Source organism: Pseudoxanthomonas sp. USHLN014, assembly GCF_037153335.1.
GTDB classification, from domain to species: Bacteria; Pseudomonadota; Gammaproteobacteria; order Xanthomonadales; family Xanthomonadaceae; genus Pseudoxanthomonas_A; species Pseudoxanthomonas_A winnipegensis.
In genome coordinates this window covers 211,838-233,084 of sequence record NZ_JBBCKO010000004.1, presented here as the reverse complement: position 1 = coordinate 233,084, position 21,247 = coordinate 211,838, and the positions used below count along the sequence as shown (strand labels likewise).

Here is a 21,247-nt window from a genome sequence, read left to right as displayed (position 1 = left end):
TGGGGTCTGGATTTGCACGTTCGCGCGGCTTTGCCCCGGCTGTGGGCGCTGCGGAGGCGTGGGCGGGCCACGCTTGCCGATACAATCGCCCGCCAGCGGGTGCGACGCGCGCCATCGGTGAGGAGATTGTCAGTGGTGCAAGTCGCCGCCCGTGAGACAGCGGGCGCCCCCGGCCAGGCCGGAATCCAACAGCTGATCGCCGCCGACGTCGGCGGCACCTACGCCCGTCTGGGCCTGGTCGAGCTTGCGCCCGGGCACGCGCCGCGGCTGCGGCTGCACCGGCGCTATGCCGGCGCCGATTTCCCCAGCCTGGCCGCCGTGCTGCTGCGCTTCGCCGAGGAACTGCGTGCCGCGGAAGAGGCCTGCCCGACAGCCGCCGTAGTCGCCATCGCCGGCCTGCTGCAGGGCGATACGCTGCTCAACGCCAACCTGCCCTGGCCGGTGTCGCTGGCCGACACCCAGCGCCAGGCCGGCCTGCAGCGGCTGCACCTGATCAACGACTTCCAGGCCCTGGCCTGGGCCTTGCCGCACGTGGCCCTCGACCAGATCCGGCCGCTGACCGGCGAGCCGGCCACCGGCGTGCAGTTTCCCGCGCTGCTGCTGGGGCCCGGCACCGGGCTGGGCGCGGCGCTGGCGATGCAGGGCCCGGCGGGCTTCGTCGTCTGGCCCAGCGAGGCCGGGCACGCCGCGCTGGCCGCGGCCACGGACCTGGAGCTGGACGTGGTGCGCGTGCTGCAGCGCCGGTTCGGCCACGTGGACAACGAGCGCGCGCTGTCCGGCACCGGCTTGCTGCACCTCTACACCGCCCTGTGCGAACTGCGCGGCGCCACGCCGGCGTTCGCCACGCCCGCCGAGCTGGTGGCCGCGGCCGAGGACCGGCGCGACGCGCTGGCGGTCGAGTGCCTGGACCTGTTCTGCCAGTGGCTGGGCAGCCTGGCCGGGGACCTGGCGATCACCTTCTGCGCGCGCTCGGTGTACCTGGCCGGCGGCCTGGCCGGCCATCTGGGCCAGCACCTGGAGGCCGGCGGCTTCATGCGCCGCTTCCACGACAAGGGCGTGCTGTCCAGCGCGCTGCGGCAGGTGCCGGTGGCGTGCATCGCGCACGGACAACTGGGCATCATCGGTGCCGCCGCCTGGTGCGCGGCCCAGCCCGACCTCTTCTGACCCCACCGACCCCACGACGGAGCCCTGCCATGTCCACCCGCCGCACCTTCCTGCAGTCCTCGCTTCTGGTTGCCGGCGCGGCGGCGCTGCCGCGCGGCCTGGCCCAGACCGGCGCCAGCGGCGCCAAGGTGGTGTCGACCTGGGACTTCGGCGTGCCGGCCAACCAGGCCGCCTGGGCGGTGCTGGGCAAGGGCGGCAGCGCGATCGACGCGGTCGAGGCCGGCGCGCGCTGGGCCGAGACCGGGCAGTGCAATTCCACGGTCGGGCGCTGCGGCTATCCCGACCGCGACGGCCACGTGACCCTGGACGCCAGCATCATGAAGGGCGACGGCAGCTGCGGCTCGGTCGCGGCGATCGAAGGCATCGATCACCCCATCTCGGTGGCGCGCCTGGTCATGGAAAAGACCCCGCACGTGATGCTGGTCGGCGCCGGCGCGCAGCAGTTCGCGGTCGAACAAGGCTTCACCGTGCGCGACCTGCGCACGCCCGAGGCCGAGAAGGCCTGGAAGGAATGGCTCAAGACCTCCAAGTACGCGCCGGAGATCAACGTCGAGCGCCGCGGCCTGCCCGGCAACAAGGAAAATCACGACACCATCGGCATGCTGGCCATCGACGCCAGCGGCAAGCTGGCCGGTGCCTGCACCACCAGCGGCATGGCCTGGAAGATGCGCGGCCGGGTCGGCGATAGCCCGATCATCGGCGCCGGCCTGTACGTGGACAACGACGTCGGCGGTGCCACCGCCTCGGGCGTGGGCGAGGAGATGATCCGCAACGCCGCCAGCTTCCTGGTGGTCGAGCTGATGCGCCAGGGCCGCAGCCCGGCCGAGGCCTGCCGCGAAGCCATCGAACGGGTGGTCGCCAAGCGCCCGGAGGCCAGCAAGACGCTGCAGGTGTGCTTCCTGGCGCTGAACAAGCACGGCGAGGTCGGCGCGTTCGCGCTGCACAAGGGCTTCGTCTACGCGGTCTGCGATGCGGCCAGGCAGGACGCGCTGCTGCCGTCGCCGTCGATCTACAGCACCGAGCAGACCTGAGCGGCATGGCCGAGCGGGTGAAGCTGGAGATCGCGGCCAACGCGCTGGAATCGGCCCTGGCCGCCCAGGCCGGCGGCGCGGACCGGGTCGAACTGTGCGAGAACCTGGGCGAGGGCGGCTGCACGCCGTCCTACGGCACCCTGGCGCTGGCGCGCGAGCGGCTGTCGATCCCGCTGTACGTGCTGATCCGCCCGCGCGGCGGCGATTTCGTCTATTCGCCGGCCGAGTGGGAGGCGATGCGTCGCGATATCGCCCTGTGCGTGCGCCTGGGCTGCGACGGCGTGGTGATCGGCGCGCTGACCGCCGGGGGCGAGATCGACACGGAAGGCTGCGCCTCCCTGGTCGCCGCGGCCGGGCCGCTGGGCGTGACCTTCCACCGCGCCTTCGACAGCGTGCGCGACCCGCGGCGCGCCCTGGAGCAGATCATCGCCCTGGGCTGCGAGCGCGTGCTGACCTCGGGCCAGGCCGCCGGCGCCCCGCAGGGCGCGGCGTCCATCGCCGCCGCCCGCGCGCAGGCGGCCGGGCGGCTGTCGGTGATGGCCGGCGCCGGCCTGACGCCGGACAACGTGGCCGAGCTGGTGCGCCGCACCGGGGTGGGCGAGGTCCATGCCTCGGCCAAGGCCTTCCAGGCCGGGCAGGGCAGTAGCGATCTGCCCGGGCTCGAGGGCGGCTACTGGCGCACCGACGCCAATCAGGTGCGGGCCCTGCGCGCGCGCCTGGACGAAATCGCCGCAAACCAGGCCTAGCCGGCCGTCCGCCGCATTCAGGCCTGGCTGAACAAGCCCGGCGTAGCCTTGTCGCGTCGTCCAGCTGCGCCTTCGCGCGGCGACGCACCTTGAAGGAACCTCACAGGAGGCCCCATGAAAACCCGCACCGTCCTGTTGCTCGCCGGCGCCGTCGCCGCGCTGTCCTCCGCCGCCGTGGCGCTGGCCCAGTCCGCCGCGCCCCAGGTCGAAGGCAAGGCCAGCGCCGCGGCCAAGCCCGAGGACACCCGCAGCGAGGCCGAGAAGCGCGCCGCGCGCCGTGCCGCCAACGAGGCCCGCATGAAGGGCCAGGACCAGCACGCCCCGGCCCCGAGCGAAGAAGAGGAAGAGGAAGCCCGCAAGCGCTGATCCTTCCCTTTCCGCCGTCCGCCCGCGCCCCGCCCGTCGGGGCGCGGGCGTTTTTGTAACCGCGCACGCGGATCGGAAAGGCCTTTTTCGCTCGCGAGGTTTGGCCGTCCGGTTCGGTGCCGGTAGACTATGGCTTTCCTGGAGCCCTCAGATCCATGACTCCCCTGATTTTCGTGACCGGCGGCGTGGTGTCCTCGCTTGGCAAGGGCATCGCCGCCGCCTCGCTCGCGTCCATTCTCGAAGCGCGTGGCCTGAAGGTCACGATGATGAAGCTGGACCCCTACATCAACGTCGACCCGGGCACGATGAGCCCGTTCCAGCACGGTGAGGTCTACGTCACCGACGACGGCGCCGAGACCGACCTGGACCTGGGCCACTACGAGCGCTTCGTGCGCACGCGCCTGAGCCGCAAGAACTCGGTCACCACCGGGCGCATCTACGAGAACGTCATCCGCAAGGAGCGCCGCGGCGACTACCTGGGCGCGACCGTGCAGGTCATCCCGCACATCACCGACGAGATCAAGCGCAGCATCGACGAGGCCGTGGCCGGCTTCGACGTGGGCCTGATCGAGATCGGCGGCACGGTGGGCGACATCGAGTCGCTGCCGTTCCTGGAGGCGATCCGCCAGATCCGCACCGAGCGCGGCCAGGAGAAGGCTGTCTTCATGCACCTGACCCTGGTGCCCTACATCGCCGCCGCCGGCGAACTGAAGACCAAGCCGACCCAGCACTCGGTCAAGGAGCTGCGCTCGATCGGCATCCAGCCCGACGTGCTGCTGTGCCGCTCCGAGCAGGAGATCCCGGACGGCGAGCGCCGCAAGATCGCGCTGTTCACCAACGTCTCCGAGCGCGCGGTGATCAGCCTGCGCGACGTCGATGTGCTCTACAAGATCCCGCTGGGGCTGAAGGAGCAGGGGCTGGACCAGTTCGTGGTCGACCGCCTGAAGCTGCCGGCCAGGCAGGAGGCCGACCTGCGCGAGTGGGAGGCCGCGGTCGATGCGACGGTCAACCCGCTGGACGAGGTCACCATCGCGGTGGTCGGCAAGTACGTGGACCACAAGGACGCCTACAAGTCGGTCGGCGAGGCGCTCAAGCACGGCGGCCTGCGCCAGCGCACGCGCGTGAACCTCAAGTGGCTCGAATCGCAGGACATCGAGGCCGGCACCGCCGACCTGGACGGCGTGGACGGCATCCTGGTGCCGGGCGGCTTCGGCGATCGCGGCTTCGAGGGCAAGGTGCTGACCGCGCAGTACGCGCGCGAACACGGCGTGCCGTACTTCGGCATCTGCTACGGCATGCAGGCGGCGGTGGTGGACTACGCGCGCCATGTCTGCGGCCTGGCCGGCGCCAACAGCACCGAGAACGACAAGCAGTCCCCGCATCCGGTGATCGGCCTGATCACCGAATGGCGTACCGCCTCGGGCGATGTGGAAAAGCGCGACGAGCGCTCCGACCTGGGCGGCACCATGCGCCTGGGGCTGCAGGAGCAGCGCCTCAAGCCCGGCACGCTCGCCCGCGAGCTGTACGGCAGCGACGTTGTGGCCGAGCGTCATCGCCATCGCTACGAGTTCAACAACCGCTATCGCACCCAGCTCGAGGACGCTGGCCTGGTGATCAGCGCCAAGTCGATGGACGACACGCTGGTGGAGATGGTCGAGCTGCCGCGCGACAAGCACCCGTGGTACCTGGCCTGCCAGGCGCACCCGGAGTTCCTGTCCACCCCGCGCGAGGGTCATCCGCTGTTCGTCGGCTTCATCCGCGCCGCGCGCGAGCGCAAGGCCGGCGGCAAGCTGCTCAAAGAAGCCAGGGCGTGAAGGCAGGAACGAGCGACCAGGAACGAGGAACGAGCCAGAGCTCGTCGCTCGGACTCGAGTCTCGTTCCTCTCCACTCGTTCCCGCTTCCTCTCACATCAAACGAGATTCCCAATGAAACTCTGTGGATTCGAGGTTGGCCTGGACCAGCCGCTGTTCCTGATCGCCGGCCCCTGCGTGATCGAGTCGATGCAGCTGCAGCTGGACGTGGCCGGCAAGCTGAAGGAGATCACCGGCAAGCTGGGGATGAACTTCATCTTCAAGTCCAGCTTCGACAAGGCCAACCGCACCTCGGGCACGTCCTTCCGCGGCCCCGGCCTGGAAGAGGGCCTCAAGGTGCTGGAGGCCGTGAAGCGGCAGATCGGCGTTCCCGTGCTGACCGACGTGCACGAATACACGCCGATGAACGAGGTCGCCGCGGTCGTCGACGTGCTGCAGACCCCGGCCTTCCTGGTGCGCCAGACCGACTTCATCCGCAATGTGTGCGCCGCCGGCCGCCCGGTGAACATCAAGAAGGGACAGTTCCTCTCGCCCTGGGACATGAAGCCGGTGGTGGAGAAGGCCAAGTCGACCGGCAACCAGGACATCCTAGTGTGCGAGCGCGGCGCGTCCTTCGGCTACAACAACCTGGTCAGCGACATGCGCTCGCTGTCGGTGATGCGCGACACCGGCTGCCCGGTGGTGTTCGATGCGACCCATTCGGTGCAGCTGCCGGGCGGGCAGGGCACCAGCTCGGGCGGCCAGCGCGAGTTCGTGCCGGTGCTGGCGCGCGCGGCGGTGGCCGTGGGCGTGGCCGGCCTGTTCGCCGAGACCCATCCCGACCCGGCCCACGCGCTGTCCGACGGCCCCAACGCCTGGCCGCTGGACAAGATGGAGGCGCTGCTGGAGACCCTGCTGGCGCTGGATTCGATCACCAAGAAGAACGGCTTCCTGGAAGACGGCGTCAAGGCCTGATGCCGCCCGGTGCGCCCCCGTCGCGCGGGTTCGCCGGCCTGAGCCGCCTGGCCTGCGGCGCGCGTGCCGTCGCCGTCACCCGCCATTGCGGTGCCAGTCCAGCGGTCGCCGCCCAGGCGCGTCGGCCGATCAACCGCCGCGCGGCGGCACCTTCTACAATCGCCCCTAGCTCGAACGCGCGCGTCGCCGCCTGGCAGACGCACGTGGCCATGCCTGGTCTGCGGCCCTGGGCCCCAGGCCACTCCCCTCGTCCCTCATCCGATCGATAGAGCCCAACCAGATCCCATGACCAACATCGCCAAGATCCACGCCCGCGAAATCCTCGACTCCCGTGGCAACCCCACGCTGGAGGCGGAAGTCACGCTCACCGATGGTTCCTTTGGCCGTGCGGCCGTGCCCTCCGGCGCCTCGACCGGCGCCAGGGAGGCGGTGGAGCTGCGCGATGGCGACAAGACCCGCTACCTGGGCAAGGGCGTGCGCAAGGCGGTCGAGCACGTCAACACCGCCATCGCCAACGCGCTGACCGGCTTCGATGCGGTCGACCAGGAAGGCCTGGACCGCCGCCTGATCGATCTGGACGGCACCGAGAACAAGGGCCGCCTGGGCGCCAACGCGCTGCTGGGCGTGTCGCTGGCCAACGCCCATGCCGTGGCCGCCTCCGAAGGCAAGCCGCTGTGGCGCTACCTGGCCGACACCAGCGAGCATCCGGCCGACTGGCAGCCGACCCTGCCGCTGCCGATGATGAACATCATCAACGGCGGCGCCCACGCCGACAACAACGTCGACTTCCAGGAGTTTATGGTCTTGCCCGCCGGCTTCGCCTCGTTTTCCGAGTCGCTGCGCGCCGGCACCGAGATCTTCCACGCCCTCAAGAGCGTGCTCAAGGGCCACGGCCTGAGCACCGCGGTGGGCGACGAGGGCGGCTTCGCCCCGGACTTCCGCAGCAACGTCGAGGCGCTGGACTCCATCCTGGAGGCCATCGGCAAGGCCGGCTACACCGCCGGCGAGGACATCCTGCTGGGCCTGGACGTGGCCTCCAGCGAGTTCCACGACAACGGCAAGTACAACCTGGTGGGCGAGAACAAGCGCCTGACCTCCGAGCAGTTCGTCGATTTCCTCGCCGACTGGGTCGCCCAGTACCCGATCATCACCATCGAGGACGGCATGGCCGAGGACGACTGGACCGGCTGGAAGCAGCTGACCGAGCGCCTGGGCAAGACGGTGCAGCTGGTCGGCGACGATCTGTTCGTCACCAATCCGAAGATCTTCAAGGAAGGCATCGAGTCGCACACGGCCAACGCCATCCTGATCAAGGTCAACCAGATCGGCACGCTGACCGAGACGCTGGAAGCCATCGCCATGGCCCACCACGCCGGCTACGCGGCGATCGTCTCGCACCGCTCGGGCGAGACCGAGGACACCACCATCGCCGACATCGCCGTGGCCACCACCGCCACGCAGATCAAGACCGGCTCGCTGTCCCGCTCGGACCGCGTGGCCAAGTACAACCAGCTGCTGCGCATCGAAGAGGCGCTGGGTTCGGCCGCGCGCTACGCCGGTCGCAACGCGTTCGTGTCGCTCAAGCGCTGAGGGTGCGCGTGATGGGCCGGCGCCGCTTCCACCCCGTACGCGGGGGCTGACATGGCCAAGTGGCGCTGGCTGCTGCTGGTGCTGGTGGGACTGCTGGCCTTCCTGCAGTACCACCTGTGGTTCGGACGCGGCAGTTCGGGCGAGGTGATCGCCATGAAGGCGCAGGTGGCCAGCCAGACCCGCGAGAACGAGGGCCTGCGCGAGCGCAACGCGGCGCTGGCCGCCGAGGTCGAGGATCTCAAGTCCGGCGAGGCCGCAGTGGAAGAACGCGCGCGCAGCGAGCTGGGCATGATCAAGCCCGGCGAGAAGTTCTACCGCGTGGTCGACACCGCGCCGGCGCAGGGCGATGCGTTGCCCGCGCCCCCGTCGGCGCCTGCCGCCAGCGAGCCGGCGCAGATCTCCGAAGAAGACGCCGTGCAGGCAGAGGGCAATTGATGCGTGGGATCTGGGTGGTGATTCCCGCGGCCGGCCGCGGCACGCGCTTCGGCGGCGAAGTGCCCAAGCAGTATCTGGAAGTCGGCGGGCAGTCGGTGCTGGCCTGGACCCTGGCCGCGCTGCTGGGCCATCCGCTGGTCGAGGGTGCGGTGGTGGCCGTGTCGGCCGATGACCCATGGTGGCCGGGCTGGACCGCCTTCGGCGGCAAGCCGGTGCTGGCCTGCGTCGGCGGCGGCACGCGCGCGGCCTCGGTGCTGGCCGCACTGCAGGCGCTGCCCGAGCACGTGCGCGCCGACGACTTCGTGCTGGTCCACGACGCGGCCCGGCCCAATCTGGCCGATGCCGATCTGGAGCGGCTGATCGAACGCGGCCGCGAAGACCCGGTCGGCGCGCTGCTGGCCGCGCCGGTGCGCGATACGCTCAAGCGCGCGGGCGACGACGGTGGCGTGGACGCCACCGAGCCGCGCGAGCGCCTGTGGCGCGCGCTGACCCCGCAGATGTTCCGCCGCCTGCAGCTGACCCGCGCCCTGGACGAGGCCGCCGGTGCCGGCATCGAGGTCACCGACGAATCGATGGCCATGGAGCGCCAGGGCCTGCGCCCGCTGCTGGTCGAGGGCAACGACACCAACTTCAAGATCACCACGCCGGGGGATCTGGACCGGTTCGCCTACATCGTGGGAGCCGGGACCGGAGACCGGGGACCGGTGACCCGGGAGGAGCGGGTGCAGATGCCACAGCAACAGCAACAGCAGGATCATCGAACGGAGCAGGCTTCTGCTTCCCCCGGTCCCGCCTTGCCCATCCGCATCGGCCAGGGCTTCGACGTCCACGCCTTCGCGCCCGATGGCGACCACGTGATGCTGGGCGGCGTACGCGTGGAGCACAGTCGCGGCGTGCTCGCGCACAGCGATGGCGATGTGGTGATCCATGCGCTGTGCGACGCCATCCTCGGCGCGCTGGCGCTGGGCGACATCGGCCGCCACTTCCCGCCGACCGATCCGCGCTGGGAAGGCGCCGACAGCACCCAGTTCCTCGAGCACTGCGCCGGCCTGGCGCGCGCGCGCGGCTGGCAGGTGGGCAACGCCGATGTGACCGTGATGTGCGAGCGGCCCAAGGTCGGCCCGCACGCGCTGGCCATGTGCACGCATCTGGCGCAGGTGCTGGGCGTGGCCGCCGACGCGGTCAGCGTCAAGGCCACCACGACCGAGAAGCTGGGCTTCACCGGGCGCGGCGAAGGCATCGCCGCGCAGGCCGTGGTGCTGCTGGTGCAGGCCTAATTCGACCGACGGGTTGTAGAGCCGAGCTTGCTCGGCTGAGGCCTTCCCGGGAAAGCCCCAGCCGAGCAAGCTCGGCTCTACGGAATCGGGCGAGCAAGCCCCAGCCGAGCAAGCTCGGCGCTACGAGAATGCAAGGCCCTATGACCGAGACATCATCGCTTCCCCTTGCCTTCGGGCCGCCGGTGCTGGAGGCGGTGTTCCGCACCCAGCCTGAGGATTTCCAGGTCGACGAATGCGACGCCTTCGCGCCGCACGGCGAGGGCGAGCACCTGCTGCTGACGCTGCGCAAGCGCGGCCTCAACACGGCCGAGGTGGCGCGCACGCTGGCGCGCTGGGCCGGCATCGGCGAGGTCGGCATCGGCTACGCCGGGCTGAAGGACCGCCACGCGGTCACCACCCAGCGCTTCAGCGTGCACCTGCCCAAGCGCGTGGCGCCCGATCTGGCCACGCTGGCCACGCCCAACCTGGAAGTCGTCGAATCCGCCTGGCACAACCGCAAGCTGCCGCGCGGCGCGCTGGAGGGCAATCGCTTCACGCTGGTGCTGCGCCATGTGCGCGGCGAGCGCGAGGCGATCGAGCAACGCCTGGGCGAGATCGCCGCGCGTGGGCTGCCCAACTGGTTCGGCGAGCAGCGCTTCGGCCGCGGCGGCGGCAATGTTGCCCAGGCCCTGGAAATGTTCGGACATGCCGGTCCCGCGCAGGAATCCGCCGCCGGCGCGCGCGCCCCGAAGAAGCACGTCAGGCGCGAGCAGCGCTCGCTGCTGCTGTCGGCGGCGCGCTCGGAGCTGTTCAACCGCGTGCTGACCGCGCGCGTGCTCGATGGCAGCTGGGAGCGCGGCCTGGACGGCGAGGTCTGGATGCTGGCCGGCAGCCGCAGCGTGTTCGGGCCGGAGCCGTGGAGCGCGGCGCTGGCCGAGCGCCTGGCGGCCTTCGACATCCATCCCAGCGGCCCGCTGTGGGGCGAGGGCGCGCCGCGCGTGGAAGGCGCCTGCGCCGCGCTGGAGGCGCAGGTGCTCGGCGAAGGCGACGGCCCCGCGCTGCGCGCCGGCCTGGAGGACGCGCGCTTGAAGCAGGAGCGCCGCGCCCTGCGCCAACGCGCCGATGAGCTGCAGTGGTATTGGCACGACGCCGATACGCTCGAACTGCGCTTCGGCCTGGCGCCCGGCAGCTACGCCACCGCGCTGCTGCACGAACTGGGCGCCGTGCGCGAGGCGAACCGCATCGTCTGAGCGAAGCGACCGTGCGGCGCATCACGCGTCGCCGCGCGGTCCCGGGCTGGCCTGCGCATCGGCCTGCTGCGCCTGCAGGAAGACCTCCGCCTGCGCCTGGAAGGCGCGCTTGAACGCCGGCCGCGCGGTGCCGCGCGCCAGGTAGTGGAGCAGGTTGGGATGTTCCTCCAGCAGCGTCGAGCCCTGCAGCCGCAGCAGCACGCTGAGCATCAGCAGATCGCCGGCGCTGAACTCGCCGTCGAGCCACGGGCTTTGGCCCAGATGAAGGGACAGCTCGCCCAGGCGCTGGCGCACGCGCTTGTCCAGCGTCTCCAGACGTTCGGCGAACCACGGCGTCTGCCGCTCCAGGACCACGCATAGCGCGCGCTCGAACACCGGTGGCTCGATCGTGTTGAGCGCGGCGAACATCCACGACACCGCGCGCAGCCTGGCGTCGGGAGCCTCGGGCAGCAGGCCGGGATGGGTCTGGGCGATGTGCAGCACGATCGCGCCGGATTCGAACAGCACTAGCCCGTCCTGTTCATAGGTGGGAATCTGGCCGAAGGGATGGCGCGCCCGGTGCGTCGGCTGTCGCATCGCTTCGAAGGACAGCAGGCGCACCGCGTAGGGCTGGCCGACTTCCTCCAGCGCCCAGCGCACGCGCATGTCGCGGGCCAGGCCGCGCCCGCGATCGGGCGAGCGTTCGAAGGCGGTGATCGTCGGAAGCATGGGAAATCCTCGATGTGAAGTGGCTGGCGCCCCATCGGTCGTTCCCGCCAAAGCGCGGACCCGGCGACTCGTGCGTGGCAAGTCGAAGACCGCGGGTTTCTGCCTTCGCGGGCACGACGCGCTTTGCCTTTGCCGCTTTGGGGTGGGGGCGATTCCTCGCGGCGTCGGTCTGTGTTGTCGGTCCATCCCGCACGACGTGCGGGCGGGCGGCAGATCGACACGTCATGCTTGCGTTTGGCGCTTCAGCGCGCCGCCAGTAGCACCAGCACCGCGCCGGTGCCGCCCTGCGCGGGCGGCGCGGAATGGAAGGCCAGCACGTCGCTGCGCTGGCGCAGCACGCGGTCCACCACGTTCTTCAGCACCGGGATCTCCGCCTCCGAGCCCAGGCCCTTGCCGTGGATGATGCGCACGCAGGCGCTGCCGCTGCGCTGGGCATTGCGCAGGAACAGGCGCAGCGCCGTCTCGGCCTGGCCCGCGGTGGCACCATGCAGATCCAGCTCGTCCTGGACGGAGAACTGACCGCGCTTGAGCCGGTTGAACACGGTCACCGGCAGCGCCTCGACGCGATGCGCCAGCACATCGCCCGCGCCGATCGGCATGGCCTCCAGCGCCTGGCGGAATTCGCTCATCGCCGCGCGCTCGTCGGCCTGGGCCATACGTGCGGCCGGGCGTGGGCGCGGCCCGCGCGGCGGCGTCGGCGCGTCGTCCAGGCGCCGCACCGGGCCGATGGCCGTGCGGAACAGGTCGCTGTCGTCGTCGTCGCGCGCGTCGCTCATGCAGGCAGGGTACGTGGCCGGGCGCGTCGCGCAAGGGCGAAGCGCGCGGATCGATCCGGTATCATCCGATGCGCACCAAGAAGGAACCCCATGCGCGTATTGGTCTCAAACGACGACGGTGTCGACGCCCCCGGAATCCGCATTCTCGCCGAGGGCCTGCGTGACGCCGGTCATGAAGTCTGGGTGGTGGCGCCCGATCGCGACCGTTCCGGCGCCAGCAACTCGCTGACGCTGGACCTGCCCATCCGCGTGCGCCAGCTGGACACGCACACCATCCGTGTCAACGGCACGCCCACCGACTGCGTGCATCTGGCGCTGACCGGCATGCTGGACTTCGATCCGGACATCGTCGTGTCGGGCATCAACAACGCCGCTAACCTGGGCGACGATGTGATCTATTCGGGCACCGTGTCGGCGGCGATGGAAGGGCGCTTCCTCGGCCTGCCGGCGGTCGCCGTCTCGCTGGTCACGCAGGATCATCAGGCTCGCCACTTCGAGACCGCCGCGCGCGCCGCGGTGGACATCGTGGCGCGGCTGGCGGCCGATCCGCTGCCGGCCAATACCATCCTCAACGTCAACGTGCCGGACCTGCCGTGGGAGCGCATCCGCGGCTACGAGGTCACGCGCCTGGGCAACCGCCACCGCTCGGAGGCCTGCCTGCCGCAGAACGACCCGCGCGGCGGCACGGTCTACTGGATCGGCCCGGCCGGTCCGGAACAGGACGCCGGCGTGGGCACCGACTTCCACGCCGTGCGCAGCGGCGCCATCTCGATCACGCCGATCCACGTCGATCTGACCCGCTACCAGGCCCTGGAGACCGTGTCCGGCTGGGTCAGCGGGCTCAGCGCGGGCCTGGAGCCGGCGGCATGACCCCACGCCTGCGCGTGCCGGCGGCCGAGGCGGCCGGCTCCGGCATGACCTCGCAGCGCGTGCGCGACCGCCTGGTCCAGCGCCTGCGCGAGGGCGGCATCGTCGACGAGCGCGTGCTCAACGCGATCGGGACCGTGCCGCGCCACCTGTTCGTCGACGAGGCGCTCGCCACGCGCGCCTACGAGGACACCGCGCTGCCGATCGGCCACAGCCAGACCATCTCCCAGCCCTGGGTGGTGGCGCGCATGACCGAGCTGCTGCTGACCGGGCGCAGCCCCAGGACCGTGCTCGAAGTAGGCACGGGCTCGGGCTACCAGGCCGCGGTGCTGGCGGCGCTGGGGCTGGAGGTCTACACCGTCGAGCGCATCGGCGACCTGCTGCGCCTGGCGCGCAAGCGCCTGCGCCAGCTCGGCATGAACGTGCGCAGCAAGCATGACGACGGCCGCGTCGGCTGGCCCGAGCAGGGTCCCTTCGATGCCATCATCGTCACCGCCGCCGGCCCGGCGCTGGTGGACGCGCTGATCGATCAGCTCGCGCCTGGCGGCGTGCTGGTGGCTCCGGTGGGCGGCAGCGCCTCGCAGTCGCTGGTGCAGGTCACCCGCGATGCGGACGGCCAGCTGCAGCAGGCCACGCTGGCGCCGGTGATGTTCGTCCCCCTGCTGTCTGGAACCCTCGACTGATGCAGCTGTTCGGTCCGCTCTACGCCCGCGCCATCGCCTGGTCGCGGAACCGGCACGCGCCGCGGCTGCTGTTCGGCCTGAGCTTCATCGAGGCGATCTTCTTCCCGGTGCCGCCGGAAGTGATGCTGGCGCCGATGGCGCTGGCCCAGCCCAAGCGTGCGTTCTCCTTCGCCGGCATCAGCCTGGGCGGTTCGCTGCTGGGCGCGCTGGTGGGCTACGCGCTGGGGCATTTCGCCTACGCGGCGGTGCAGCCGCTGATCGATGCGCTGGGCTGGCGCGCGGCGGTCGATGGCCAGGTCGCGCATCTGCGCGAGCTGGTGGCGCAGTCGCCGTGGCGCGCGTTCTGGCTGCTGGTGCTGGCCGGGTTCACGCCCATCCCGCTGAAGATATTTACGTGGGCCTCAGGCATCGTCGGAGTGCCGCTGCTACCGTTCATTGCCAGCATGGTGGTCGGACGAGGCAAACGCGTGTTCCTCATCGCCCTGGCATTGCGTCTGGGCGGGGCACGGGCCGAAGCGGCCCTGCGCCGCTGGATCGAACCGGTCGGCTGGATCGCCAGCGTGCTGCTGCTCGGTGTCTTGGCTTGGCTGGCGTGGAGGGCAAAGAACGGATGAGATTCGGCATGGACCTGGGGCTTGGCCCGACACGACGCGTGGCGCCACTGGCGCTGCTGATGGGCACGGCGCTGGCGCTGGCCGCGTGCAGCAGCACCGTCACCCGCACCTCCGGCCCTGCTTCGCGCCCTGGCGTCGGCGGCGGGACCAGCGCGCCGCGCGCGGTCGTCTCCAAGCCGCAGTACGGCAAGAGCGTCACCGTGCAGCGCGGCCAGACGCTGTACCGCATCGCCACCGACAACGGCATCGCGCCGGCCGATCTGGCCGCGTGGAACGGCCTGTCCGCGCCTTACACCATCTACCCGGGCCAGTCGCTGCGGCTGTTCCCCTCCAATGGCGCGCGTCCGGGCACCACGGTGGCCACCGGGCGTCCCGCCACGTCCGCGCCCGCCGGTGCCACGCCGACGCCGGTCGCCGCGCCGCCGCCGGTCAAGAGCGATATCGCCTGGCGCTGGCCGGCCGATGGCCAGATCGTCGGGCGCTTCGTGCCCGGCGATGCCTCCAACCAGGGCGTGGACATCGCCGGCAACGCGGGCGATGCGGTGCGGGCCACCGCCGATGGCGTGGTCGTGTACTCCGGCGCCGGCCTGGTCGGGTACGGCGAGCTGATCATCGTCAAGCACTCCGAGGCCTGGCTGTCGGCCTACGGCCACAACCGCAAGCGCCTGGTCAACGAGGGGCAGCGGGTCAAGTCCGGCCAGCAGATCGCCGAAATGGGCCGCAGCGGCGCCTCGCGCGACATGCTGCACTTCGAGATCCGCTACAACGGCAAGCCGGTCGACCCGCTGGGTTACCTGCCGCCCAAGTAATCGCGCGGGACCACACCGGGGCAGTTGAGACTCTTTGCCGGTGAGGCTCTGTGCCGGCCTGTCTCCTCAAAGCCTCGCGACCTGCCTGTAGAGCGGAGCTTGCTCCGCTGCTCTTCGTTCGGTTTGTGGGAAGGCCCCAGCGGAGCAAGCTCCGCTCTACAGGTGCGGGCTGCGCGCGGTCGGGTCGCGCGTAGTCGGCGACGTCCGCGCTCCGGCTCCGCACTGCGTAAAAGCAAAGGCCGGCATTGCCGGCCTTCTTCGTGTCCGCCACGGGAGCGTGCCTCAACCGCCGAGGATGAACCCGGCCGCCACGCGCCGGCCTTCGCCGGCCAGGATGTGGTAGGTGCGCGCCGCGGCGGCGTTGGCCATGACTTCCAGGCCGATGCCGCGGGTCAGGCAGGCGGCCATGACCTCGGCCGAGGGGAAGATCTGCCGGCTGCCGGTGCCCAACAGGACGATCTCCGGGTTCAGCGCCAGCAGCGGCTGCAGCGCGGCCACCTCCAGCGCGGCGGCGTCGGCGACGGGCCAGTCGGTCTGCAGGGAGTCGGGGGTGAGGATGAAGCTGGCCCGCAGCACCCGGTCGTTGACCGTGGCGCTGGTGCCGTCGGCCGCGCGCAGGCTGTAGGCGTAATCGGGACGTTCGTGGCTCAGTTGCATGGCGGCTCCCGTCTGGGCTGGGCGCGGGACCGGCGGGGAACGGCGCGCCGAAAGGGGGACTTCAGGCCCGCGGCAGGACGATCGTGCGCTTGTCGCGGCTGGGGCGGTACAGCACGGCCACGTGGCCGATGCGCTGGACCAGGGCGGCGCCGGTGCGCTGGACGACGCTGTCGATCATCGCGTCGCGCACCTCGCGGTCCGTGGCGGCGATCTTCACCTTGACCAGCTCGTGGCGCTCGAGCACCTCGTCCAGCTCGGCGTAGAACGCCTCGGTCAGCCCCTTTCCGCCGGTCTGCAGCAAGGCCTTCAGCCCATGCGCCTGCCCGCGCAGGAAACGGTTCTGGGCGGCGGTCAGGACAACGGACATGCAAGGCACTTGGGGGTGGTGGAGGGCGATCAGCGTATCATGGCCCCCTGTTTTCCATCCCGATCACGCGGGCGTGCGCGCCGCGCAAACCGCCGTCCCCATGGCCAAACGCAGTCAAAGCAGCCAGCGCTGGCTCAAGGAACACTTCTCCGACCCCTACGTCAAAAAGGCGCAGGCCGAGGGGCTGCGTTCCCGCGCCGCCTACAAGCTGGAGGAGCTGATCGAACGCGACCGGCTGCTCAAGCCGGGCATGACCGTGGTCGATCTGGGCGCCGCGCCCGGCGGCTGGTCGCAGTACGTGCGCCAGGCCATGGGCGACAACGGCCGGGTCGTGGCGATGGACATCCTGGACATGCCCTCCCTGGCGGGGGTGGAGTTCCTTCACGGGGACTTCAGGGAGCAGGCCGTGTTATCCCAGCTGGAAGCCATGCTGGGCGGGGCGCAGGTCGACCTTGTGCTTTCCGACATGGCCCCCAATAAAAGCGGTGTGGATGCGGTGGACCAGCCGCGGGCGATGCATCTGGCGGAACTGGCGATGGATTTCGCCGACCACCATCTGCGCACCGGCGGCGCGTTCCTGATCAAGCTGTTCCAGGGCGTGGGCTTCGACGATTACATCCGCGACCTGCGCAAGCGGTATGACAAGGTCGTCATTCGTAAGCCGGACGCCTCGCGCAAGCGGTCGCCGGAAGTGTATGCACTGGGGCAGGGCAAGCGTGCCCAGCCCAAGTGAACCGGACAAGCGGGCCGGTCGGACAATTTCGCTTTAACGTGTAGTGCCAGAGGACCACCCAAGGCCATGAGGATGAACGACTTGACCAAGAATCTGCTGCTGTGGGTCGTAGTGGCGGTGGTGCTCATGGTGGTGTTCCAGAGCTTCTCCCCGCGCCCGGGCGCGGGGCCGGGCAGCAACCAGCTCACCTACACCCAGTTCGTCAACGACGTGAACAACGGGCAGATCAGCTCGGTGGAGTTCACCAACAAGGGCGACCAGAAGACCAACGCGATCAGCTACAAGCGCACCGACGGCACCCAGGGCCTGGTGTTCGGCCCGACCGACGAGAGCCTGGTCAACGTGCTGATCGCCAAGGGCGTGAACATCAGCCAGCAGGAGCCGGACAGCGGCATCTCGCTGGCCGCGATCCTGCTCAACTTCCTGCCGGTGCTGCTGATCATCGGCTTCTGGATCTTCATCATGCGCCAGATGCAGGGCGGTGGCGGCGGGGCCAAGGGCGCGATGTCCTTCGGCAAGTCGCGCGCCAAGCTGCAGGGCGAGGACCAGGTCAAGGTGACCTTCGCCGACGTCGCCGGCTGCGACGAGGCCAAGGAGGAAGTGGGCGAGCTGGTCGAGTTCCTGCGCGACCCGACCAAGTTCCAGAAGGTCGGCGGCAAGATCCCGCGCGGCGTGCTGATGGTCGGCCAGCCCGGCACCGGCAAGACGCTGCTGGCCAAGGCCATCGCCGGCGAGGCCAAGGTGCCGTTCTTCTCGATCTCCGGTTCGGACTTCGTGGAAATGTTCGTTGGCGTCGGTGCCAGCCGCGTGCGCGACATGTTCGAGCAGGCCAAGAAGCACGCCCCGTGCATCATCTTCATCGACGAGATCGACGCGGTCGGCCGCCATCGCGGCGCCGGCCTGGGCGGCGGTCACGACGAGCGCGAGCAGACCCTCAACCAGCTGCTGGTGGAGATGGACGGCTTCGAGGGCGGTGAGGGCGTGATCATCATCGCCGCGACCAACCGTCCCGACGTGCTGGATCCGGCGCTGCTGCGCCCGGGTCGCTTCGACCGCCAGGTCGTGGTCGGCCTGCCGGACGTCAAGGGCCGCGAGCAGATCCTCAAGGTCCACATGCGCAAGCTGCCGCTGGCCGACGACGTCGATGCGATGATCGTCGCGCGCGGTACGCCGGGCTTCTCCGGCGCGGACCTGGCCAACCTGTGCAACGAGGCGGCGCTGTTCGCCGCGCGCGGCAACGAGAAGGAGGTCCGCATGGACCACTTCGACCGCGCCCGCGACAAGATCCTGATGGGCGCCGAGCGCCGCTCGATGGCCATGAGCGAGGACGAGAAGACGCTGACGGCTTATCACGAGGCCGGCCACGCCATCGTCGGCCGCGTCGTGCCCGAGCACGACCCGGTCTACAAGGTCACCATCATCCCGCGCGGTCGCGCGCTGGGCGTGACCATGTACCTGCCCGAGGGCGACAAGTACAGCTACAACCGCACCGCGATCGAGTCGCAGCTGTGCTCACTGTACGGCGGCCGCGTCGCAGAGGAACTGATCTTCGGCACCGACAAGGTCACCACCGGCGCGTCCAACGACATCGAGCGCGCCACCAAGATGGCCCGCAACATGGTCACCAAATGGGGCCTGAGCGACGAGATGGGCCCGATCGCCTACGGCGAGGAGGAGGACGAGGTGTTCCTGGGTCGTTCGGTGACCCAGCACAAGAACGTCTCCGACGCCACGGCGCGCAAGATCGACGAGGTCGTGCGCGGGATCCTGGACAACGCCTACCAGCGCACCACCAAGATCCTGACCGACAACCTGGACAAGCTGCACACGATGGCCAAGCTGCTGCTGCAGTACGAGACCATCGATGCGCCGCAGATCGACGCGATCATGGAAGGCCGCGATCCGCCGCCGCCGGCGGGCTGGAGCAAGACCAACAACGACAACAACGACCGCGGTGGCGGCAGCAAGCGGCCCCTGCCGCCGATCGCCGGCCCCGCTGCGCAGACCTGAGGGCCTGGCGCAGAAGTCATCGAAAGGCCGGGATCAGTCCCGGCCTTTTGCTTTGTCACCACCGACCGATCACGAGGGGCGCGTGCGCACGATCTTCGACAGCAATGGATGGAGCCTGGGCGTGGGCATCGCGCTGGGCGTGGCGCTGGGGGCGGGCTTCGGCCTGGCCATGCACGACCTCGGCGTGGGCCTGGCGATCGGCATCGGCCTGGGCGCGGTGCTGGGCGTGTTCATGAGCAGCCAGAAGAAGAAGCGCCGCGGCGGCTGACGCGTATCATGCGCGCTCGCCCAGACTCGCCGGAGCGCGCCCATGTTCGACACCTCGCCTCAGCTGGACTGCAACGGCCGCGTGCTGCGCCTGGATCGGCCGCGGGTGATGGGCATCGTCAACGTCACGCCGGACTCGTTCTCCGACGGCGGCGCGCACGACACGCTGGCGGCGGCGGTGGCCCACGGCCTGAAGCTGGCCGAGGAGGGCGCGGACATCCTGGACATCGGCGGCGAATCCACGCGCCCCGGCGCGCAGGCCGTGCCGGTGGAGGAGGAACTGCGCCGCGTGGTGCCGGTGATCGAGGCGCTGGTCGAGCGGACCACGCTGCCGATCAGCATTGACACCTTCAAGCCCGAGGTGATGCGCGCGGCGGTGGCCGCGGGCGCGGGCATGATCAACGACATCCGTGCACTGCGCGCCGACGGTGCGCTCGAGGCCGCCGCGCAGCTGCGCGTGCCGGTCGTGCTGATGCACATGCTGGGGGAGCCGCAGTCGATGCAGGAGGCGCCGGAGTACGACGATGTGGTCGGGCAGGTGCATCGCTTCCTGGCCGAGCGCATCTTCGCCGCCGAGATGAGCGGCATCGATCGGCGTCAGCTGATCGTCGATCCCGGCTTCGGCTTCGGCAAGACCACCGCGCACAACCTCGCGCTGCTGGCGCAGCTGCAGCGCTTCACCGAACTGGGCGTGCCGGTGCTGGCCGGGATGTCGCGCAAGCGCAGCATCGGCGAGCTGACCGGGCGCGAGGCGCCGGCGCAGCGCGCGGCGGGTTCGGTGGCCGCGCACCTGATCGCCGTGCAGCGCGGCGCGATGCTGGTGCGCGTGCACGATGTGGCCGCCACGGTCGATGCGCTCAAGGTGTGGGCGGCCGTGGATGCGGTGCCGGCGGTGCGTCAGGACGCGCCAAAGAAGCCTGAGATTCGCTGGCCCGAGGATTGAGTGATCAGGGCGGGTGAGGGGACTTTGGTTTTCCGGGAAGCGGTGACGCGGCCTCGTGCGTCGCGCTTGAAAGTCGCTGGGTTCCCGCTTTCGCGGGAACGACGGTAGGCAGATTCGCGCGCAGGTTCGCTGTGACCTAACAGTCGTCATCCCCGCGAACGCGGGGATCCAGGGACTTCCGCCCAGGTCGCGCAGTGTCCATGGGTTCCCGCTTTCGCGGGAACGACGATAGGAAGATTCGCGCGCGGGCTCTCGCTGCGAACCCAACAGTCGTCATCCCCGCGAACGCGGGGATCCAGGGACTTTCGTCCAGATCGCGCAACGTCCCTGGGTTCCCGCCTCCGCGGGAACGACCATAGGAAGATTGCGCGCGGGTTCGCGCTGTGAACCTAACAGTCGTCATCCCCGCGAACGCGGGGATCCAGGGACCTTCGTCCAGGTCGCGCAGTGTCCATGGGTTCCCGCTTTCGCGGGAACGACGATATGGAGATGCGTGCGCAGGGTCGCTGTGAACCCAACAGTCGTCATCCCCGCGAACGCGGGGATCCAGGGACTTTCGTCCAGGCCGCGCAGTGTCCATGGGTTCCCGCTTTCGCGGGAACGACGGTTGAGGCTTTGTTCGCGGCGGTTAGTGCAGCGCTTTCAGCTTGGCGAGCACGTCGTCCACGGTGTGCGCGACCACGGCGTCCGGCACCACGTGCACCGCGCGCTCATCCGCGTCAGGGGGCTCGAGCGTGTCGAGCTGGCTGCCGAGCAGGCTGGCGGGCATGAAGTGGCCGGGACGCTGGGCGATACGCTGATCGAGCTGCTGGCGCGCCACGTCCAGCCAGACGAACACCGCCTGCGCGTCGCCGTCGCGCAGCACGTCGCGATAGGCACGCTTGAGGGCCGAGCAGGCCACCACCACGCCCACGCCCTGCGCCCGCTGCTCGGCGATCCAGGCGGCGACGCTGCGCAGCCAGGGCGCGCGGTCGTCGTCGGTGAGCGCGATGCCCTGGCGCATCTTGTCGATATTGGCCTGCGGATGCAGGTCGTCGGCGTCGAGCACCCGGTAGTCCAGCGCCAGGCCGAGCAGCCTGGACACGGTGGTCTTGCCGGAGGCGGACACGCCCATCACGATGAGGGTCTTGGGGAAGGGCATGGCGGTGGAGTTCATGCGAGGCGTGCGCGGAGAGGCGTGAGCAGTGAGCAGAAGCGACTGCGAACAGC

Annotated in this window: 23 protein-coding genes and 1 pseudogene; 19 read left to right on the top strand and 5 right to left on the bottom strand. The window is 70.2% G+C overall.

Features of this window, described 5'->3' with window-relative positions:
* Positions 1-135: 135 nt before the first annotated feature.
* The 11 genes and pseudogenes from WFQ05_RS10160 to truD all read left to right on the top strand — a co-directional run bounded on the left by WFQ05_RS10160 (position 136) and on the right by truD (position 10,604).
* Positions 136-1,164, top strand: coding sequence for a glucokinase (locus WFQ05_RS10160; protein ID WP_337053711.1), 1,029 nt, complete (start codon positions 136-138; stop codon positions 1,162-1,164).
* Positions 1,165-1,193: 29 nt separating this feature from the next.
* Positions 1,194-2,195 carry a N(4)-(beta-N-acetylglucosaminyl)-L-asparaginase gene (locus WFQ05_RS10155; RefSeq protein WP_130533396.1) on the top strand — a complete coding sequence of 334 codons (1,002 nt, stop codon included), beginning with the start codon at positions 1,194-1,196 and terminating at the stop codon, positions 2,193-2,195.
* A 5-nt stretch (positions 2,196-2,200) separates the two neighbouring features.
* The gene (locus WFQ05_RS10150; protein WP_337053710.1) at positions 2,201-2,941 is read left to right on the top strand and encodes a copper homeostasis protein CutC; all 741 of its coding nucleotides are present in this window, start codon (positions 2,201-2,203) and stop codon (positions 2,939-2,941) included.
* Between the two features lie 114 nt (positions 2,942-3,055).
* Positions 3,056-3,307 (top strand): hypothetical protein, encoded by a 252-nt coding sequence (locus tag WFQ05_RS10145; RefSeq protein ID WP_130521386.1) that lies wholly within the window; start codon positions 3,056-3,058, stop codon positions 3,305-3,307.
* 155 nt (positions 3,308-3,462) lie between these two features.
* Entirely contained in the window at positions 3,463-5,121 is a 1,659-nt protein-coding gene (locus WFQ05_RS10140; RefSeq protein ID WP_131659306.1) for a CTP synthase, read from the top strand.
* A gap of 112 nt (positions 5,122-5,233) precedes the next feature.
* Positions 5,234-6,073, top strand: a complete 840-nt coding sequence (kdsA, locus tag WFQ05_RS10135; RefSeq protein WP_130521390.1) for a 3-deoxy-8-phosphooctulonate synthase — start codon at positions 5,234-5,236, stop codon at positions 6,071-6,073.
* 285 nt (positions 6,074-6,358) lie between these two features.
* Positions 6,359-7,663, top strand: a complete 1,305-nt coding sequence (gene eno, locus WFQ05_RS10130) for a phosphopyruvate hydratase (RefSeq protein WP_337053709.1) — start codon at positions 6,359-6,361, stop codon at positions 7,661-7,663.
* 51 nt (positions 7,664-7,714) lie between these two features.
* The gene (gene ftsB, locus WFQ05_RS10125) at positions 7,715-8,098 is read left to right on the top strand and encodes a cell division protein FtsB (protein WP_337053708.1); all 384 of its coding nucleotides are present in this window, start codon (positions 7,715-7,717) and stop codon (positions 8,096-8,098) included.
* A pseudogene (ispD, locus tag WFQ05_RS10120) lies at positions 8,095-8,775 on the top strand (2-C-methyl-D-erythritol 4-phosphate cytidylyltransferase); the annotation flags it as partial. The gene ftsB and the pseudogene ispD, both read left to right, overlap by 4 nt.
* 117 nt (positions 8,776-8,892) lie before the next feature.
* Positions 8,893-9,375, top strand: coding sequence for a 2-C-methyl-D-erythritol 2,4-cyclodiphosphate synthase (gene ispF, locus WFQ05_RS10115; RefSeq protein WP_286577732.1), 483 nt, complete (start codon positions 8,893-8,895; stop codon positions 9,373-9,375).
* A 140-nt stretch (positions 9,376-9,515) separates the two neighbouring features.
* Complete coding sequence (gene truD, locus WFQ05_RS10110) at positions 9,516-10,604, top strand: tRNA pseudouridine(13) synthase TruD (protein WP_337053707.1); 1,089 nt, start codon at positions 9,516-9,518, stop codon at positions 10,602-10,604.
* Between the two features lie 21 nt (positions 10,605-10,625).
* On the opposite strand, the gene WFQ05_RS10105 is transcribed toward truD, so the two are convergent.
* Together WFQ05_RS10105 and WFQ05_RS10100 are read right to left on the bottom strand one after the other, a co-directional pair.
* Positions 10,626-11,312 carry a glutathione S-transferase family protein gene (locus WFQ05_RS10105; RefSeq protein ID WP_337053706.1) on the bottom strand — a complete coding sequence of 229 codons (687 nt, stop codon included), beginning with the start codon at positions 11,310-11,312 and terminating at the stop codon, positions 10,626-10,628.
* A 242-nt stretch (positions 11,313-11,554) separates the two neighbouring features.
* Complete coding sequence (locus WFQ05_RS10100) at positions 11,555-12,088, bottom strand: Smr/MutS family protein (RefSeq protein WP_337053705.1); 534 nt, start codon at positions 12,086-12,088, stop codon at positions 11,555-11,557.
* A 90-nt stretch (positions 12,089-12,178) separates the two neighbouring features.
* On the opposite strand from WFQ05_RS10100, the gene surE reads away from it, so the two are divergent.
* From surE to WFQ05_RS10080, 4 genes are read left to right on the top strand one after another with little or no spacing between them, the layout of a single operon-like run.
* Entirely contained in the window at positions 12,179-12,958 is a 780-nt protein-coding gene (gene surE, locus WFQ05_RS10095; protein WP_130522869.1) for a 5'/3'-nucleotidase SurE, read from the top strand.
* A complete protein-coding gene (locus tag WFQ05_RS10090; protein WP_130521406.1) occupies positions 12,955-13,638 on the top strand; it encodes a protein-L-isoaspartate(D-aspartate) O-methyltransferase in 684 nt (227 codons plus the stop codon). The genes surE and WFQ05_RS10090 overlap by 4 nt, the downstream gene beginning before the upstream one ends.
* The gene (locus WFQ05_RS10085) at positions 13,638-14,252 is read left to right on the top strand and encodes a YqaA family protein (RefSeq protein WP_130521408.1); all 615 of its coding nucleotides are present in this window, start codon (positions 13,638-13,640) and stop codon (positions 14,250-14,252) included. The genes WFQ05_RS10090 and WFQ05_RS10085 overlap by 1 nt, the downstream gene beginning before the upstream one ends.
* Positions 14,253-14,260: 8 nt before the next feature.
* A complete protein-coding gene (locus WFQ05_RS10080; protein WP_130533388.1) occupies positions 14,261-15,061 on the top strand; it encodes a peptidoglycan DD-metalloendopeptidase family protein in 801 nt (266 codons plus the stop codon).
* Positions 15,062-15,343: 282 nt separating this feature from the next.
* On the opposite strand, the gene WFQ05_RS10075 is transcribed toward WFQ05_RS10080, so the two are convergent.
* Positions 15,344-15,718 (bottom strand): Mth938-like domain-containing protein, encoded by a 375-nt coding sequence (locus tag WFQ05_RS10075; protein WP_337053703.1) that lies wholly within the window; start codon positions 15,716-15,718, stop codon positions 15,344-15,346.
* Between the two features lie 61 nt (positions 15,719-15,779).
* Positions 15,780-16,085, bottom strand: coding sequence for a ribosome assembly RNA-binding protein YhbY (yhbY, locus tag WFQ05_RS10070; protein ID WP_337053701.1), 306 nt, complete (start codon positions 16,083-16,085; stop codon positions 15,780-15,782).
* A 100-nt stretch (positions 16,086-16,185) separates the two neighbouring features.
* Between yhbY and rlmE the strand changes: the two genes are divergently transcribed.
* The 4 genes from rlmE to folP all read left to right on the top strand — a co-directional run bounded on the left by rlmE (position 16,186) and on the right by folP (position 20,038).
* Complete coding sequence (gene rlmE / locus WFQ05_RS10065; protein WP_130521466.1) at positions 16,186-16,818, top strand: 23S rRNA (uridine(2552)-2'-O)-methyltransferase RlmE; 633 nt, start codon at positions 16,186-16,188, stop codon at positions 16,816-16,818.
* A 72-nt stretch (positions 16,819-16,890) separates the two neighbouring features.
* Positions 16,891-18,828 (top strand): ATP-dependent zinc metalloprotease FtsH, encoded by a 1,938-nt coding sequence (gene ftsH, locus WFQ05_RS10060; protein WP_165394525.1) that lies wholly within the window; start codon positions 16,891-16,893, stop codon positions 18,826-18,828.
* Between the two features lie 82 nt (positions 18,829-18,910).
* Positions 18,911-19,096, top strand: coding sequence for a hypothetical protein (locus WFQ05_RS10055; protein WP_337053699.1), 186 nt, complete (start codon positions 18,911-18,913; stop codon positions 19,094-19,096).
* A 42-nt stretch (positions 19,097-19,138) separates the two neighbouring features.
* Positions 19,139-20,038, top strand: coding sequence for a dihydropteroate synthase (gene folP / locus WFQ05_RS10050; RefSeq protein ID WP_337053698.1), 900 nt, complete (start codon positions 19,139-19,141; stop codon positions 20,036-20,038).
* Positions 20,039-20,666: 628 nt separating this feature from the next.
* On the opposite strand, the gene WFQ05_RS10045 is transcribed toward folP, so the two are convergent.
* Positions 20,667-21,194 (bottom strand): gluconokinase, encoded by a 528-nt coding sequence (locus WFQ05_RS10045; RefSeq protein WP_337053697.1) that lies wholly within the window; start codon positions 21,192-21,194, stop codon positions 20,667-20,669.
* Positions 21,195-21,247: the final 53 nt, after the last annotated feature.

Excerpts from the sequence above, each read along its gene's own strand:
- WFQ05_RS10155 (WP_130533396.1), top strand. The coding sequence starts at position 1,194 with ATGTCCACCCGCCGCACCTTCCTGCAGTCCTCGCTTCTGGTTGCCGGC.
- WFQ05_RS10150 (WP_337053710.1), top strand. The coding sequence starts at position 2,201 with ATGGCCGAGCGGGTGAAGCTGGAGATCGCGGCCAACGCGCTGGAATCG.
- WFQ05_RS10145 (WP_130521386.1), top strand. The coding sequence starts at position 3,056 with ATGAAAACCCGCACCGTCCTGTTGCTCGCCGGCGCCGTCGCCGCGCTG.
- WFQ05_RS10140 (WP_131659306.1), top strand. The coding sequence starts at position 3,463 with ATGACTCCCCTGATTTTCGTGACCGGCGGCGTGGTGTCCTCGCTTGGC.
- kdsA (WP_130521390.1), top strand. The coding sequence starts at position 5,234 with ATGAAACTCTGTGGATTCGAGGTTGGCCTGGACCAGCCGCTGTTCCTG.
- eno (WP_337053709.1), top strand. The coding sequence starts at position 6,359 with ATGACCAACATCGCCAAGATCCACGCCCGCGAAATCCTCGACTCCCGT.
- ftsB (WP_337053708.1), top strand. The coding sequence starts at position 7,715 with ATGGCCAAGTGGCGCTGGCTGCTGCTGGTGCTGGTGGGACTGCTGGCC.
- truD (WP_337053707.1), top strand. The coding sequence starts at position 9,516 with ATGACCGAGACATCATCGCTTCCCCTTGCCTTCGGGCCGCCGGTGCTG.
- WFQ05_RS10105 (WP_337053706.1), bottom strand. The coding sequence starts at position 11,312 with ATGCTTCCGACGATCACCGCCTTCGAACGCTCGCCCGATCGCGGGCGC.
- WFQ05_RS10100 (WP_337053705.1), bottom strand. The coding sequence starts at position 12,088 with ATGAGCGACGCGCGCGACGACGACGACAGCGACCTGTTCCGCACGGCC.
- surE (WP_130522869.1), top strand. The coding sequence starts at position 12,179 with ATGCGCGTATTGGTCTCAAACGACGACGGTGTCGACGCCCCCGGAATC.
- WFQ05_RS10090 (WP_130521406.1), top strand. The coding sequence starts at position 12,955 with ATGACCCCACGCCTGCGCGTGCCGGCGGCCGAGGCGGCCGGCTCCGGC.
- WFQ05_RS10085 (WP_130521408.1), top strand. The coding sequence starts at position 13,638 with ATGCAGCTGTTCGGTCCGCTCTACGCCCGCGCCATCGCCTGGTCGCGG.
- WFQ05_RS10080 (WP_130533388.1), top strand. The coding sequence starts at position 14,261 with ATGGACCTGGGGCTTGGCCCGACACGACGCGTGGCGCCACTGGCGCTG.
- WFQ05_RS10075 (WP_337053703.1), bottom strand. The coding sequence starts at position 15,718 with ATGCAACTGAGCCACGAACGTCCCGATTACGCCTACAGCCTGCGCGCG.
- yhbY (WP_337053701.1), bottom strand. The coding sequence starts at position 16,085 with ATGTCCGTTGTCCTGACCGCCGCCCAGAACCGTTTCCTGCGCGGGCAG.
- rlmE (WP_130521466.1), top strand. The coding sequence starts at position 16,186 with ATGGCCAAACGCAGTCAAAGCAGCCAGCGCTGGCTCAAGGAACACTTC.
- ftsH (WP_165394525.1), top strand. The coding sequence starts at position 16,891 with ATGAACGACTTGACCAAGAATCTGCTGCTGTGGGTCGTAGTGGCGGTG.
- folP (WP_337053698.1), top strand. The coding sequence starts at position 19,139 with ATGTTCGACACCTCGCCTCAGCTGGACTGCAACGGCCGCGTGCTGCGC.
- WFQ05_RS10045 (WP_337053697.1), bottom strand. The coding sequence starts at position 21,194 with ATGAACTCCACCGCCATGCCCTTCCCCAAGACCCTCATCGTGATGGGC.